The organism is Bradyrhizobium sp. (genome assembly GCF_016462955.1).
Lineage (GTDB): Bacteria > Pseudomonadota > Alphaproteobacteria > Rhizobiales > Xanthobacteraceae > Bradyrhizobium.
This window is the reverse complement of record NZ_JAEMSD010000111.1, coordinates 1-13,744: the sequence shown is the minus strand read 5'-3', so window position 1 is coordinate 13,744 and position 13,744 is coordinate 1. Positions and strand designations below refer to the sequence as shown.

15 protein-coding genes are annotated in these 13,744 nt (G+C 64.2%); 12 read left to right on the top strand and 3 right to left on the bottom strand.

The window, feature by feature from the left end:
• The 10 genes from JHD07_RS14250 to JHD07_RS14205 all read left to right on the top strand — a co-directional run.
• Positions 1 to 675 (top strand): urease accessory protein UreD (locus JHD07_RS14250; RefSeq protein ID WP_291623150.1); only part of this gene is annotated, 675 nt, incomplete at its 5' end.
• A gap of 36 nt (positions 676 to 711) precedes the next feature.
• Positions 712 to 1,014, top strand: a complete 303-nt coding sequence (locus JHD07_RS14245; RefSeq protein ID WP_195802235.1) for an urease subunit gamma — start codon at positions 712 to 714, stop codon at positions 1,012 to 1,014.
• A gap of 131 nt (positions 1,015 to 1,145) precedes the next feature.
• Positions 1,146 to 1,451: an urease subunit beta gene (locus tag JHD07_RS14240; RefSeq protein WP_291623147.1), complete on the top strand. Its 306-nt coding sequence runs from the start codon at positions 1,146 to 1,148 to the stop codon at positions 1,449 to 1,451.
• A 3-nt stretch (positions 1,452 to 1,454) separates the two neighbouring features.
• Positions 1,455 to 1,778, top strand: a complete 324-nt coding sequence (locus JHD07_RS14235; RefSeq protein ID WP_291623145.1) for an HD domain-containing protein — start codon at positions 1,455 to 1,457, stop codon at positions 1,776 to 1,778.
• Positions 1,779 to 1,812: 34 nt separating this feature from the next.
• Positions 1,813 to 3,528 carry an urease subunit alpha gene (ureC, locus tag JHD07_RS14230; protein ID WP_291623143.1) on the top strand — a complete coding sequence of 572 codons (1,716 nt, stop codon included), beginning with the start codon at positions 1,813 to 1,815 and terminating at the stop codon, positions 3,526 to 3,528.
• Positions 3,529 to 3,655: 127 nt separating this feature from the next.
• Positions 3,656 to 3,955, top strand: coding sequence for a putative quinol monooxygenase (locus JHD07_RS14225; RefSeq protein ID WP_291623141.1), 300 nt, complete (start codon positions 3,656 to 3,658; stop codon positions 3,953 to 3,955).
• A 12-nt stretch (positions 3,956 to 3,967) separates the two neighbouring features.
• Positions 3,968 to 4,576, top strand: coding sequence for an urease accessory protein UreE (gene ureE, locus JHD07_RS14220; RefSeq protein ID WP_291623139.1), 609 nt, complete (start codon positions 3,968 to 3,970; stop codon positions 4,574 to 4,576).
• Positions 4,557 to 5,285 (top strand): urease accessory protein UreF, encoded by a 729-nt coding sequence (locus JHD07_RS14215; RefSeq protein ID WP_291623160.1) that lies wholly within the window; start codon positions 4,557 to 4,559, stop codon positions 5,283 to 5,285. The genes ureE and JHD07_RS14215 overlap by 20 nt, the downstream gene beginning before the upstream one ends.
• A 39-nt stretch (positions 5,286 to 5,324) precedes the next feature.
• The gene (ureG, locus tag JHD07_RS14210; RefSeq protein WP_291623138.1) at positions 5,325 to 5,948 is read left to right on the top strand and encodes an urease accessory protein UreG; all 624 of its coding nucleotides are present in this window, start codon (positions 5,325 to 5,327) and stop codon (positions 5,946 to 5,948) included.
• Between the two features lie 306 nt (positions 5,949 to 6,254).
• Complete coding sequence (locus tag JHD07_RS14205) at positions 6,255 to 7,916, top strand: HWE histidine kinase domain-containing protein (protein WP_291623136.1); 1,662 nt, start codon at positions 6,255 to 6,257, stop codon at positions 7,914 to 7,916.
• Here JHD07_RS14205 and JHD07_RS14200 read toward each other — a convergent pair.
• From JHD07_RS14200 to JHD07_RS14190, 3 genes are all read right to left on the bottom strand, one after another.
• Positions 7,913 to 8,521 carry a TetR/AcrR family transcriptional regulator gene (locus tag JHD07_RS14200; protein ID WP_291623158.1) on the bottom strand — a complete coding sequence of 203 codons (609 nt, stop codon included), beginning with the start codon at positions 8,519 to 8,521 and terminating at the stop codon, positions 7,913 to 7,915. The two genes, JHD07_RS14205 and JHD07_RS14200, sit on opposite strands and share 4 nt — an antisense overlap.
• 72 nt (positions 8,522 to 8,593) lie before the next feature.
• On the bottom strand, positions 8,594 to 9,736 hold the full coding sequence (locus tag JHD07_RS14195) for an OpgC domain-containing protein (protein ID WP_291623133.1): 1,143 nt from the start codon (positions 9,734 to 9,736) through the stop codon (positions 8,594 to 8,596).
• A 286-nt stretch (positions 9,737 to 10,022) separates the two neighbouring features.
• Positions 10,023 to 10,337 carry a hypothetical protein gene (locus tag JHD07_RS14190; RefSeq protein ID WP_291623132.1) on the bottom strand — a complete coding sequence of 105 codons (315 nt, stop codon included), beginning with the start codon at positions 10,335 to 10,337 and terminating at the stop codon, positions 10,023 to 10,025.
• Here JHD07_RS14190 and JHD07_RS14185 point away from each other — a divergent pair.
• Both JHD07_RS14185 and JHD07_RS14180 read left to right on the top strand, forming a co-directional pair.
• Positions 10,324 to 12,426, top strand: coding sequence for a TonB-dependent siderophore receptor (locus JHD07_RS14185; RefSeq protein ID WP_291623131.1), 2,103 nt, complete (start codon positions 10,324 to 10,326; stop codon positions 12,424 to 12,426). The two genes, JHD07_RS14190 and JHD07_RS14185, sit on opposite strands and share 14 nt — an antisense overlap.
• A gap of 9 nt (positions 12,427 to 12,435) precedes the next feature.
• Positions 12,436 to 13,644 (top strand): PepSY-associated TM helix domain-containing protein, encoded by a 1,209-nt coding sequence (locus tag JHD07_RS14180; RefSeq protein WP_291623130.1) that lies wholly within the window; start codon positions 12,436 to 12,438, stop codon positions 13,642 to 13,644.
• Positions 13,645 to 13,744: the final 100 nt, after the last annotated feature.

Sequence of the window (13,744 nt, the reverse complement as noted above, 5' to 3'; positions counted from 1 at the left end):
AAGGGGCTCTCCGGCGTATTCGTCAACACGGCCGGCGGGGTCGCCGGCGGGGATAGTTTCGACGTCGACATCACGGCGGGCCAGGGCTCGCAACTGACGTTGACGACCGCCGCCGCCGAAAAGGTCTATCGTGCCCCCGGGGCCGCGGCCCAGCTCAACATATCCTTGAAGGTCGATGCAGGCGCGCATCTCGCCTGGCTGCCGCAGGAGACGATCCTGTTCGATCGCGCCCGCGTCCACCGTCGCTTCGACATCGCGCTCGACGAAGCCGCCTCTCTTCTGCTTTGCGAGATCGTCGTGTTCGGCCGCACCGCCATGGGCGAGCGGATGGAGCAGGGCGAGTTCATCGACCGCTGGCGGCTGCGGCGTGGCGGCAGGCTGGTGTTCGCCGAGACGGTCAGGCTCACCGGCGACATCGGCGCCAAGCTCGCGCGGCCCGCAGTCGCCAAAGGCGGCGCGGCGATCGGCACGGCCCTGATCGTGCCCGGTGACGAGACCCTGCTCGAGCGCATTCGCGAGGCTTCGGACTCGTTCGCCGGGGAAGTCGGGATATCCGCCTGGAATGGCTTTGCAATGGCGCGGTTCTGTGCCCAAGATGCAGCGGGCTTGCGCGCCGACATGATGAGGGTGCTGGCGCGCACCGGCGCGGCACTGCCGCGGCTCTGGCTGAATTGATGACGGAATTGACGTGTTGAACGGAAGAGATTCTTCATGAACCTGTCTCCCCGCGAAAAGGACAAGCTTCTGATCTCGATGGCGGCGATCGTGGCGCGCCGCCGGCTGGACCGCGGCGTCAAGCTCAACCATCCCGAGGCGATCGCGATCATCTCCGACTTCATCCTCGAAGGCGCACGCGATGGCCGCACCGTCGCCGAGCTGATGCAAGCCGGCGCGCAGGTCCTGACCCGCGACCAGGTGATGCCCGGAATTCCCGAGATGATCCACGACATCCAGGTCGAGGCGACCTTTCCTGACGGGACCAAGCTCGTCACCGTGCACGAGCCGATCAGGTGAGACACGGCGCTATATCAACACCGTCATGCCCGGGCTTGTCCCGGGCATCCACGACCTTCGAACCAGGTGACGCCAAGTGGATGGCCGGGACAAGCCCGGCCATGACGCAGCAGAGCAAGACGAGGTAGCACATGATTCCCGGCGAACTCTTCATCCAGGACGGCGAGATCGAGCTGAATGCCGGCCGCATGCGCGTGACGCTGACGGTGGCCAACACCGGCGACCGCCCGATCCAGGTCGGCTCGCACTACCATTTCTTCGAGACCAATCCCGCGCTGAAGTTCGACCGCAAGAAGGCCCGCGGCATGCGCCTCGACATTGCCGCCGGCACCGCCGTCCGCTTCGAGCCCGGCCAGACCCGCGACGTGCAGCTCGTCGCCATGGCGGGAAAGAAGACGATCTACGGCTTCCGCGGTGACGTGATGGGGAAACTGTGAGGCATGCGGCCGCCCGTCTGTCTCATTTCCGAAGCTGCCGAGTTGGCTGCGTGTCGGCATAGCGGCATGGCGCGCAAGGGGCGCGGCAAGGAGCCTTATATCAATCATCTGGCCGAGGTCGCGAACCCGTTGGCAACGGCGATCGATGGCGTCGATGCCGAACCGGTTGCGGCCGGCTGGCTGCATGACACCATCGAGGATACCGACACCACGCGCGAAGAGCTGGTGGAGAAATTCTCGGAACGCATCGCCTCTTGCCGCGGCGGCAATCCATGGCTCGATACAAAATTCGACGATACCGTGAAAGCAGCAAGGGCCTTGCTGTGACCAACCAGACATTCAATCGCAAACGGGGCTTGTGATGTCCGTCAAGATGAAGCGTTCCGTCTACGCCGACATGTTCGGCCCCACCACCGGCGACAGGGTGCGGCTGGCCGACACCGACCTCATCATCGAGGTCGAGAAGGACTTCACCACCTATGGCGAGGAGGTGAAGTTCGGCGGCGGCAAGGTGATCCGCGACGGCATGGGGCAGTCGCAGGTCACCAATAAGCAGGGCGCGGCCGACACCGTCATCACCAATGCGCTGATCGTCGATCATTGGGGTATCGTGAAGGCCGACGTCGCCATCAAGGACGGCATGATCGCAGGCATCGGCAAGGCCGGCAATCCCGACATCCAGCCCGGCGTCACCATCGTGATCGGCCCCGGCACCGACGTGATCGCGGGCGAAGGCAAGATCCTGACCGCCGGCGGCTTCGACAGCCATATCCATTTCATCTGCCCGCAGCAGATCGAGCACGCGCTGATGAGCGGCGTCACCTCGATGCTGGGCGGCGGCACCGGCCCCTCGCATGGCACCTTCGCCACCACCTGCACGCCCGGTCCCTGGCACATCGCGCGGATGATCCAGTCCTTCGACGCCTTCCCGGTCAATCTCGGCATTTCCGGCAAGGGCAACGCCTCGCGCCCCGCCGCGCTGGTCGAGATGATCAGGGCCGGCGCCTGCGCGCTGAAATTGCACGAGGATTGGGGCACGACGCCGGCCGCGATCGACAATTGCCTGTCGGTCGCCGACGACCACGACATCCAGGTGATGATCCACACCGACACGCTGAACGAGTCCGGCTTCGTCGAGGACACCATCAAGGCCTTCACGGGCCGCACCATCCACGCCTTCCACACCGAAGGCGCGGGTGGTGGCCATGCCCCCGATATCATCAAGGTCGCGGGCCTCAAGAACGTGCTGCCGTCCTCGACCAACCCGACGCGACCCTTCACCCGCAACACCATCGACGAGCATCTGGACATGCTCATGGTCTGCCACCACCTCGACCCTTCGATTGCGGAAGATCTGGCCTTCGCCGAAAGCCGCATCCGCAAGGAGACCATCGCCGCCGAGGACATCCTGCACGATCTCGGCGCGCTTTCGATGATGTCCTCGGATTCCCAGGCGATGGGCCGTCTCGGCGAAGTCATCATCCGGACCTGGCAGACTGCCGACAAGATGAAGAAGCAACGGGGGTCCTTGCCGCAGGACAAGGGCAGGGACAACGACAATTTCCGCGTCAAGCGCTATATTGCCAAGTACACCATCAACCCCGCGATCGCGCATGGCGTGTCGAAGCTGATCGGCTCGGTGGAGAAGGGCAAGCTCGCCGACCTCGTGCTGTGGTCGCCGGCCTTTTTCGGCGTCAAGCCCGACTGCATCGTCAAGGGCGGCACGATCGTCGCCGCGCCCATGGGCGATCCCAACGCCTCGATCCCGACGCCGCAGCCGGTGCACTACCAGCCGATGTTCGGCGCCTTCGGCAAGGCGCGCACGGCATCATCTGTGGTCTTCACTTCGAAGGCCGCCGTGACCGGCGGGCTGGCGCGCAAGCTCGGCATCGAGAAGAAGCTCTATGCCGTCCAGAATACCCGGGGCAAGATCTCCAAGAAGAGCATGATCCACAACGACGCCACGCCCAATATCGAGGTCGATCCGGAGACCTATGAGGTGCGCGCCGACGGCGAGCTGCTCACTTGCGCGCCTGCGGAGGTGTTGCCGATGGCGCAGCGATATTTCATGTACTGAAATAGCGCCTCAACGCATGTCCCCGGCGGTGTCCGGGGCAGCTTTTGCGATCTTGCGTTCGGTCCCGCCTGGTCTAATGTCCCGCCCGGTATCGTAACCCTGAGAAGAAAAGCCGGGAGGATTTCTCGTGATCTACGTCGTTGCTACCCTGACCATCAAGCCCGAAACGCGCGCGGAATTCATTGCAGCGGCCGCCGCCTGCATCAAGGAAACCCGCAAGGAGCCCGGCAACATCGCCTATGATCTGCACGAGAGCGTCACCGATCCCAGCAAGATGGTGTTCGTCGAGCAGTGGGAGAATGCCGAGGCTTTGGTGCCGCACCGGGGGATGGAGCACATGAAGACGTTCGGTCGCGTCGCAGTCAAATGCTTCACGGCACCACCTAAGATCGAGGTGATCACGCCCGAGAAGGTCGAGACACGGTAAAGAGGTCAACGCATGATCCGCGCGACGCAGGTCAAGGGACAGCATCGCTTCACGGAAGCGCCGGCGGATACGGTCGTGCTCGATTTCGACGACCGTCATCGCCGCCGCATGGCGATGACGGGCACCCGCGGGCTCGAATTCCTGCTCGACCTGGAGCAGGCCGTCGCGCTACGCGGCGGCGACGCGCTGGTGCTGGAGGACGGAAGGCTGATCGAAGTGGTCGCGGCTGCCGAGCCGCTGCTCGAGATCCGCGGTCGCGATCCGCATCACCTTGTTCGCGTCGGCTGGCATCTCGGCAACCGTCATCTGCCGACGCAGATCCTGGCCAAGGCCTTGCGCATCCGCCGCGACCACGTGATCGAGGCCATGGTGAAGGGCCTCGGTGCTCGCGTGATCGAGATCGAGGCGCCGTTCGATCCCGAGGGCGGGGCTTACGCCGATGCCGGCCACGCGCATGGGCACGATGATCACGGGCATCACGACCATGGTCCTCATCACCACGATTATGGCCACCACGATCATGGTCACGACCACGGCCATGAACACCATCATCACGACGACGAGCACTGTGACCATCCCGACCATCACCACGGCCACAAGCATGCTCATGACCACAAATGAGCCGGTCGGCGCCGGGACTCTCGCCGAGGGCGAGGCCGCGGCGCTGTACCGGCTGATGACCTGGCTGTCGCCGGCGTTCCCGGTCGGCGGCTTCTCCTATTCCAGCGGCATCGAATGGGCCGTCGAGGCGGGAGACGTCACCGACGTTGCCTCGCTGACGGATTGGCTCGATGCGATGCTCGGCGACGGCTCCGGCTTTTGTGACGCGACGTTTTTGGTCCATGCCTATCGTGCCGCGGAAGCGGACGAGCCTGCCGCTTTGAGCGAACTCGCCGAGCTTGCCGCCGCCTTCGTGCCGTCGCGCGAGCGACAGCTGGAAACGACGTCGCAAGGCCGCGCCTTCATCGAGATCGCCCGGGCCGCGTGGGATGCCGACGGGTTGGATGCGATGGTTGCCGCATGCCGCAATCCACTGGTCTATCCGGTGGCGGTCGGTGTCGTCGCCGCGATGCATGGCGTGCCGCTGGCGCCGACGCTGCACGCCTTCCTGCATGCGCTGGTCTCGAATTGGATTTCTGCGGCCAGCCGGCTCATTCCGCTCGGCCAGACCGATAGCCAGCGTGCGCTGGTGCAGCTGGAAACCGCCGTGGCCGCAACCGCCCATCGCGCCCTGAGTGCGGCATTGGACGATCTCGGCGGCGCGACTTTCCGCGCCGATCTCGCCAGCTTGCGGCACGAGACGCAATATACGCGGCTGTTCCGCTCGTGAGCGGTGCGGCCGTCAACCCATCGAGAAAGAGCGCGTGACATGTCGAAATCCCACGGCCCTCTGCGTGTCGGCGTCGGCGGCCCGGTCGGATCGGGCAAGACCGCGCTGATGGATCTGCTCTGCAAGACCATGCGCGAGCGCTACGACATCGCGGCGATCACCAACGATATCTACACCAAATGGGATGCCGAGTTCCTGGTGCGCTCTGGCTCGCTGACGCCGGACCGCATCGCCGGCGTCGAGACTGGCGGGTGCCCGCACACCGCGATTCGCGAGGATGCCTCGATGAATCTCGCTGCGGTTGCGGACATGCGCGCCAAGTTTCCCGGGCTGGATCTCGTCCTCATCGAGTCCGGCGGCGACAATCTCGCCGCCACTTTCTCTCCGGAGCTGGCCGACCTCACCATCTATGTGATCGACGTGGCGGCCGGCGACAAGATCCCCTCCAAGGGTGGTCCCGGCATCACCCGGTCCGATCTGCTCGTCATCAACAAGACTGACCTCGCGCCTCATGTCGGCGCCTCCCTCGAGAAGATGGAAACGGACGCCAGGCGCATGCGCGGCGAGCGCCCCTTCGTCATGACGAACCTGAAGAAAAGTGAGGGCCTCGACCGCATCGTTGGCTTCATCGAGACCAAGGGCGGTCTGAAACGGGCGGGTTGACCGGACGCGGCCGCCGGCGCAGGTGTTTTTTCATCCGTTAACGCCCGAATAGTGACGCAGCCGCGGAACAAATTTCGGACACGGCGATTAATTACCTCCGGTGCCCGGGGGCCAATTCTTCCCGGCCAGACAATCGGCCGGGCGGATTAAGCTTTTCAGGCGACCCAAGTTGCGTACTGATGCCTCCTCCTTCATTATCTCCGCCACTGGGGTTTGCGTTGACCCTGCTTCGGCCCGAGGCCGTTCGAGCGGCATTCATATGCTCCGTGTTCATTGCCGACCTCCTGCTTTCGCCTGAGTAGTCGCGTGGTCAGGCTGGGTTTCATCATCGGCTTCATCGCTCTGCTCGGAGCCTTGCTCTCGGGGCTCGCGGCCTATCGCGTCCATGACCAGGAGCTGGCGCTGGACCGGATCGCGCTCGCGCGTGCGATCGACGTTCATGCGAGCCTCGTGCAGGACCGCCTCACCGAGCGGGAGCTGCTCGCGCGTGTCGCCTCAGGCCTGTTCCGCGCGCCATCCGTGATCAAGCCCAACATGCTGGAGCCGCTGCGCTCGGCGATCTACGCGTTCAAGACCGATTTCGTCGTGGCCGGCTGGGTGGCCCGGCTCCAGCCGAACGAGATTGCCGCCGCGCAGGCCGCCATCGCCGCCGCCGGCTTCCCCAATCCACAAATTCGAGGCTACGACGACAAGCCGATCAATCCTGCCGATGTCACCCGGCCGATCGACGTGCTGCTGGATCTCGAGCCCCGCAGCAACGAGACCAAGGCGCTGCCCGGCCGCAGCTACGATCAGGATCCAGTCCGCAGCGCCATGCTGTCGCGGGCACGCGCGGAGAAGAGGACTGTCGCCTCGGATCCGGTGCCGTTGATCCACGACAAAGGCACGGTCGGCATCATCGTGGCTGCGCCCGTCGTTCCCGAGGGAGCTGTGGAGCCGGCCGGGTTCGTCACATTTTCCTACGAGCTTGCCACGCTGATGCTGACCAATGACGACATGTCGTTGTTCGCGGTCGCGCTCAGGGATCCGCGCAAGGAGGGCGGCGAACTGATCGCCAACCAGGAGGGCGTGGTTTCCACCCGCAGGGTGGCCGCGGAGGGGCCGGCGCCGTCGGCCACGCGTACGGTCAGCTTCGGGGGACGCGATTGGCAGCTCGCCTATTACGCCAAGTCCAATTCGGTACGCCGCGCCGAGCAGACCGCGATCATCGTGGCGGCGATCGGCTTTGCGATCACGGCAATGGTGTGCGGCTTGTTCGGCTATGTCGCCTACAACAATCTGCGGCTCAGCCGCGAGATCCAGGTCAGGATCGGGTTCGAGCGCCGGCTGACCGCGGTCATCGACGAGCTCAACCACCGCGTCAAGAACATCCTGGCGGTGATCCAGTCGATCGTGACGCGCACGTTGCGCCACGGTTCTGACATCGACGTCGCACGCGAGCTCCTGATCGGGCGCATCCACGCCATGTCCAACGTGGTTTCGCTGCTCAGCGAGAGCCAGTGGCAGGGCGTCAAGTTGAAGGGCCTGTTCGAGGCGCGGGCCATCCCGCACGCCGACCGCATCGCCGTCACCGGTCCCGACATCGCCGTCAGCGCACGCGCGGCGCAGAGCCTCTCGCTGCTGTTCTTCGAGCTCGCTTCGCATTCCGACGAGGGACTGTCGCTGGTGGGAAAGCATCCGCACATCACCGCCAACTGGACGGTGACTGGCGAGCAGGGCGCCGAGGTTTTCCACTTCCGCTGGGAGGAGTTCAACACCAGCGAGGCGACGCGCCGGCCGGATTCCGATTTCGGCCTGATCCTTCTCGATCGCGTCGCGCCCGAGGCGTTAGGCGGGACTGCCAAGCGCTTCTTCACCGACGTCTCCTACGTCTATGAACTGACCGCGCCGATGGAGACGGTGGTCGACATGACCGAGCGTGACCGCACCGACAAGATCTCGGCGCCGGTCAGGCCCTCGCGCAGCTAGCCCTTGGGCCGCAGCACGAGATCGACGAGGCTGCGCGCGTAAGCCGGCGTGACCGGCGCGATGCCGAAGACGTAGCGATAGAACAGGCTGCCGTAGATCGCGTCGTAGAGATCCTCGGGAGGCCCCTCGGCCAGTATGCTGCCGTCCTTCTGACCGGCGGCGATCATCCCGACCAGCGCGTCGCGGCGGAATTGCAGATAGCGCGCATAGAACAGCTCCGCCGAGCCGGTCTTGGAGATGCATTCGGATACGACGGCGAGCTGGACCTTGCCGAACTCGCCCTGGAGGGCCTCGGCATAGGCGGCCGCGTGGCGGCGCGCGCGCGCCGCGGGGTTGCCGGAGCTCGCCGGCGGCAGCGGCAGCATCTGCGCGGCATGGTGAAGAAAGGCGTCGATCAAGAGCGCTTCGCGGGACGGCCACCATTTGTAGACCGTCATCTTGGAGACGCCGGAATGCCGCGCGATGGCGTCGATGGTGGTGGCGGCAAGGCCGGTGGACGCCATCAGCGCATAGGCGCTTTCGAGAATGGCGTTGGTGGTCTCGATTGACCTCGGCCGGCCGCGCCGGGGCGCGTTGTCAGCCTCATCACCCCCGCCTTTCTCCATCGCCACGCCGGTCTCCTCACGCAGAATTTCCGGCATAGCGCAGCCCCGGCCTTCGGCCTAGCAGAATCGGATCTAGGCCTGCTGCCGCAGGGCGGCAGGCAGGTCCTGCCGCTTCGACCAGGCGACGTAGTAGGCGACCGCGGTCATCGCGGCGAAGCCGATGATGCTCACCACGATCTGCATCACGAACAGGTTGGGTCCGGTGATCAGGATGAGATGGCCCGCGAAGGACAGGAACACGCCGACACAGAACACGGCGAGCCATTCCTCACCGCATCGGGTGACCGCCTGAAGCGGTTTCAACCGCAGCCCCGGGTGGTCGGCGGGGACAAGATGGGTCGCGAGGAGGGCGAGCGCGAGGAAGTGAACCGCGCGATAAGGCGCGAGGTCCTCCTTGTCGGTCGGCGCGATGGTGGTGAGGAGAAGGTCCGGCAGATAGGCGGACAATTCCGGCGAACGGCGCAACAGGGTGACCGCCAGCGCGAAGACCAGATAGCTACCGGCGAGTATCCGCAGCCAGGGGAGATCGCGTAGCGCCCGCCCGGACGCACCGGTGACGGCGAACCAGCCGCCCAGCACCATCAGCATCTGCCAGCAGAGCGGATTGAAGGTCCATTCCTGGTCCGGAGAAACCCAAAAGCTCCAGTCGAACCAGCGAGCGGCAAGATAGAGCACAATGGACGCGGCAAGCGTCACGTTCGGCCGTCGCAACAGGCCCCACAGCGCCAAGGGGAAGAAGGCCATCAGCGGAATCATCAGCTGCAGCAGGTCGAGGTTCAGCGGCTCTTCCTGGAGCACGAGGCCGCGGATCAGGATGCGGAGCGGATGATCCAGAATCCCGGAGATATTGTATTGGTGGATGATCTCCGGCGCCCTCGACTGCGAGGCGACATAGGCGATGAAGTCGATATAGATCACGAACAGCACGACATAGGCGGCGTAGAGCCGCCAGACGCGGCGAAAGATCCGCGTCGCCGCGACGACGTAACCGCGTTCCAGCGCCATCCTGCCATGGATGATGGCAACGCCGTAGCCCACCACGAACACAAACAGGTCCGCCGCGCCACTGAAGCCGAAGTTGCGCTGTGTCAGCAGGTTGACGACGTTGTTTGGAATATGGTCGACGAATATAGACCAATTGGCGATGCCGAGGGTCAGATAGAGCCTGGCGTCGTGCTGGAATGCGGCGAGGTTCGCCTTGACGGACGGTTTCATTGAGTAAAATAGCTTTGGGAATCAGGATGATGCTTTTAGCGGCAACCGACTGCCCATCCGAGTAGCGTTTGCGTGAGTGGCAGGGCAATCGAGCCCAATGATGCAGAATTGCGCAGGGCATCCGAGCCGTCTCCACGTCTTCATCCGACCGGCCCGGCCGTGGCTTCTGCAAAAGCAATGAACCTGGCTGCGGCCGCCGGCCACGCCCAGCGTTGCACCATTCGGTTCCGGGGTGCAGCGCCTTCCCAGTCTGGAAATAGAAAACCTGTAATGTTGAAGGCTTCCATCACCCCGCATTGAACTGCTGCGGTAACTCGTTGTTCCGGCTGCATCCATTCGCAGTCTGAACCTGGGGGAAGTTTGCAGTGGGCGTTTTGGAAGTGGGGCGTTGGCGGCTCATGGGGGCCGTCAGCTTGATCGGTTTGATTGTTGTTACGGGAGGGGCGGCAGCCCAATCAGCGGCGGCGGGATCGACCGGCGGGGCGGGCACCGAGCTCACTCCGGTGATCGTCCAGAGCAGCGCATCGCCGAAGCGAGCGAATACGTCGTCCTCGCGCAACCGCAGCGCGGCCCGCACGCGAGCCGCCTTGCGCGCGAACACAGCCGCCCGCGCCGCCGCTGCAGCCGGGACCGGCGCCAGCACGAATCGCAAGGAATCGGCCTTCGGTCACGTCGACGGCGTGGTCGCGACGCGGAGCGCAACCGGCACCAAGACCGACACGCCGCTGATCGAGACACCGGCAGCGATCTCGGTCGTTACTCAGGATCAGATCCAGGCTCAAGGCGCGCAGAGCATCACGCAGGCGGTGCGCTATACGCCGGGTACGCGCGGCGAGCTCGCCGGCGCCGACGGTCGCACCGATGCAGTCTACGTCCGCGGATTTCTCGCCGACCAGTATCTGGATTCACTGCGGCTGCTCAATTTCGGCATCTTCGCCTACTCCCTCGTCGAGCCATTCAATCTCGAGCGAGTCGAAGTCCTGCACGGCCCAGCCTCCATCCTGTACGGCCAGTCGTCGCCGGGAGGTCTCGTCGACATGGTCTCGAAGCGCCCGACGCTAGAGCCTTATCACGAGATGTTCGTCTCGACCGGCAGCTATGGCCGCGCCCAAGCCGGCATCGACCTGTCCGGGCCGATCGACAAGAACAAGGAGTTTCTCTACCGCTTCACGGCGTCCGGTTTCGACGTCGGCAGCCAGGTCGATTATGGCGATTACCAGCGCATTTCCATCGCGCCGTCACTGACCTGGCGTCCGGACAACAATACCACGCTGACGGTGCTCGGCACCTATCAGCGCGATCCCAAGGCCGGGTTCTACAATCAGCTGCTGCCGCGCGGAATCGGCACCATCACGCCCTACAAAGGCAGCTTCATCCCGACCAGCTTCTATTCGGGCGAGCCGGTCTTCGACAAGACGGATCGCACCTACGGCTCCGTCGGCTATCTGTTCGATCACAGCTTCAACAACAATGTGAAGGTGCGGCAGAACCTGCGCTACACCGATCTCAGCACCGATTTCGCTGTGGTGTCCCCCAACTCCGGCACCGATCCCACCAATATGACCCGGGGCGCCTACACCACCCAGGAAACTATCCACTCCATCGCCGTCGACAATCAAGTCGAGGCGAAATTCTTCGCCGGCCCGATCGAGCACACCGTGCTCGCCGGCGTCGATTACCGGAACGGCGTCGACAAGACCCTCAACGGCCTGCTTGCTTCCGTGCCGTCGATCAACGCCTTCGATCCGGTCTATGGTACGCCGTTCGGACCGGTGCCATTCACGACCAGAAATCGCCAGCGGATCGAGCAGCTCGGCGAGTATATCCAGGACCAGATCAAGTACGATCGCTGGGTGGCGCTCCTTGGCATCCGTCATGATCTCGCCCAGTCCCGCACCGAGAGCACGTCGCTCGCATCGAATGTCACCACGATCGCATCAAAATCCGACACAGCGGTCACCAAACGTGCTGCGCTGCTGTACAAATTCGACAACGGCGTTGCGCCTTATGTCCAGTACACGGAATCGTTTCAGCCGACCGCCGGAACCGATGCTCTCAACCGTCCCTTCGTGCCGACGACCGGTCAGCAGGAGGAGGCCGGCATCAAGTATCAGCCCAACGAAAAATCGCTGTACACGATTGCGGCGTTCAATCTGGTCCAGCAGAACGTGTTGACGCCGGATACCGATCCGACCCATCCGGTCGGCTCGCGCGTCCAGACCGGCGAGGTTCGATCGCGCGGCGTCGAGTTCGAGGCCAAGACCGAGATCAGTCGCGAGCTCACGGTGCTGGCCTCGTACACCTATCTCGACAACGTCGTGACAAAGACCAATACCGCCACGCAGTTCGGCAAGCATCCGGTCGGCTTTCCCATGAACTCCGCCTCGGCTTGGGCGGACTATACGTTCCGCGGCGGTCCGCTGGACGGGTTCGGCCTCTCCGGCGGCGTCCGCTATATCGGCGAACTTCCCGGCAACACGGCCAACACCTTCTATGTCCCGGCCGTGACGCTGTTCGATGCGGCGATCCATTACGACTTCTCGGCCCTGGGGCCGATGTTCAAAGGCTATTCGGCGCAGGTCAACGCGACCAATCTGTTCGACAAGACCTATGTGACCTATTGCCAGGACGTCGGCTGTTACTATGGTCTCCGCCGCAACGTCATCGCGACGTTGCGGTACCGCTGGTAGGGGCTCGCGATGAGCGACCAGGCGATTTCCAGAGAACGTGTCTATGAACGGAAGCCGGCGCTACGGCGCTGGCTCTTCGTGCATAAATGGTCGAGCCTGATTTGCACGCTGTTCCTGCTCCTGATCTGCATCACCGGCCTGCCGCTGGTGCTGAGGGACGAGATCGAGGGCCTGCTCGACGACGCCTTGCCCTACGCACAGGTGCCGGAGGGCACGCCCAATGTCAGTCTCGACCGGATCGTCGAGGTCAGCCGGAAGCTGTATCCCGGCGAGACCATCATCTCGGTATTCGTCGATGACGACGAGCCCAAGATCATGGTCTACATGGCGAGTTCGTGGGCGGCGTACAACACCAACCGCAAAGCGCTGTACTCGATCCGGTTCGATGCCCATACCGGTGACGTACTGAAGCAGACGAAGCCGTTCGGTGCGGACGGGCTGACCTTCCTGCAACTGATGCTCACGCTGCATCGCGACCTGTTCGCGGGACTGCCGGGTGAGCTGTTTCTCGGCGGGATGGCTCTGCTGTTCGTCGCGGCGATCGTCTCCGGTATCGCCATCTACGGGCCATTCATGCGCAAGCTCGATTTCGGCATCGTGCGGGCGGCCCGATCGCCGCGGCTGAGATGGCTCGACCTGCACAATCTGCTCGGCGTCGTGACGCTCGGCTGGGCCCTGGTGGTCGGCGCGACCGGCGTGATCAACGAACTCTCGACCCCGCTGTTCGCGCTGTGGCAGCAAACCGATGTGCGCGCGCTGTTGGCGCCGATGCAAGGCAAGCCGGTGCCGGAGACTTCCGAACTCTCGTCGCCTCAGGCAGCCTTTGACGCGGTAAAAGCGGCATTCCCCGAGATGATCGCGACCAGCGTGGTTTATCCGGGCGCGCCCTTCGGATCGCCCTTCCATTACGTGGTCTGGACCAAGGGGAGGGAGCCCTTGACCTCGCGTCTGTTCAGCCCGGTGCTGGTCGATGCCAGGAGCGGCGCGCTGGTGTCGGCAGTGGCTATGCCCTGGTATCTGCGCGCGCTGGAGCTGTCTCGCCCGCTGCATTTCGGCGATTACGGCGGCATGCCGCTGAAGATCATCTGGGTGCTGCTCGACCTCGTGACCATCGTCGTGCTTGGTAGCGGGCTGTATCTCTGGCTGTCACGGTCGCGTGCCGCGAGAGCGCAGCGGCATTCCGCAGTCGCCATGCCGTTGCCGGGAGCGGCTGAATGACGGGCACTCGTTCGCCTCGGCTGATCTGGCGCTGGCCGGCCTTGTTCGCGGCTTTGAACGTATTTGGGCTGCTGGCTGCCTTGATCGGCCAGACCGGGAT

Coding starts and splice junctions, on each gene's coding strand:
- JHD07_RS14245 (WP_195802235.1), top strand. CDS start 712: ATGAACCTGTCTCCCCGCGAAAAGGACAAGCTTCTGATCTCGATGGCG.
- JHD07_RS14240 (WP_291623147.1), top strand. CDS start 1,146: ATGATTCCCGGCGAACTCTTCATCCAGGACGGCGAGATCGAGCTGAAT.
- JHD07_RS14235 (WP_291623145.1), top strand. CDS start 1,455: ATGCGGCCGCCCGTCTGTCTCATTTCCGAAGCTGCCGAGTTGGCTGCG.
- ureC (WP_291623143.1), top strand. CDS start 1,813: ATGTCCGTCAAGATGAAGCGTTCCGTCTACGCCGACATGTTCGGCCCC.
- ureE (WP_291623139.1), top strand. CDS start 3,968: ATGATCCGCGCGACGCAGGTCAAGGGACAGCATCGCTTCACGGAAGCG.
- JHD07_RS14215 (WP_291623160.1), top strand. CDS start 4,557: ATGCTCATGACCACAAATGAGCCGGTCGGCGCCGGGACTCTCGCCGAG.
- ureG (WP_291623138.1), top strand. CDS start 5,325: ATGTCGAAATCCCACGGCCCTCTGCGTGTCGGCGTCGGCGGCCCGGTC.
- JHD07_RS14200 (WP_291623158.1), bottom strand. CDS start 8,521: ATGGAGAAAGGCGGGGGTGATGAGGCTGACAACGCGCCCCGGCGCGGC.
- JHD07_RS14195 (WP_291623133.1), bottom strand. CDS start 9,736: ATGAAACCGTCCGTCAAGGCGAACCTCGCCGCATTCCAGCACGACGCC.
- JHD07_RS14180 (WP_291623130.1), top strand. CDS start 12,436: ATGAGCGACCAGGCGATTTCCAGAGAACGTGTCTATGAACGGAAGCCG.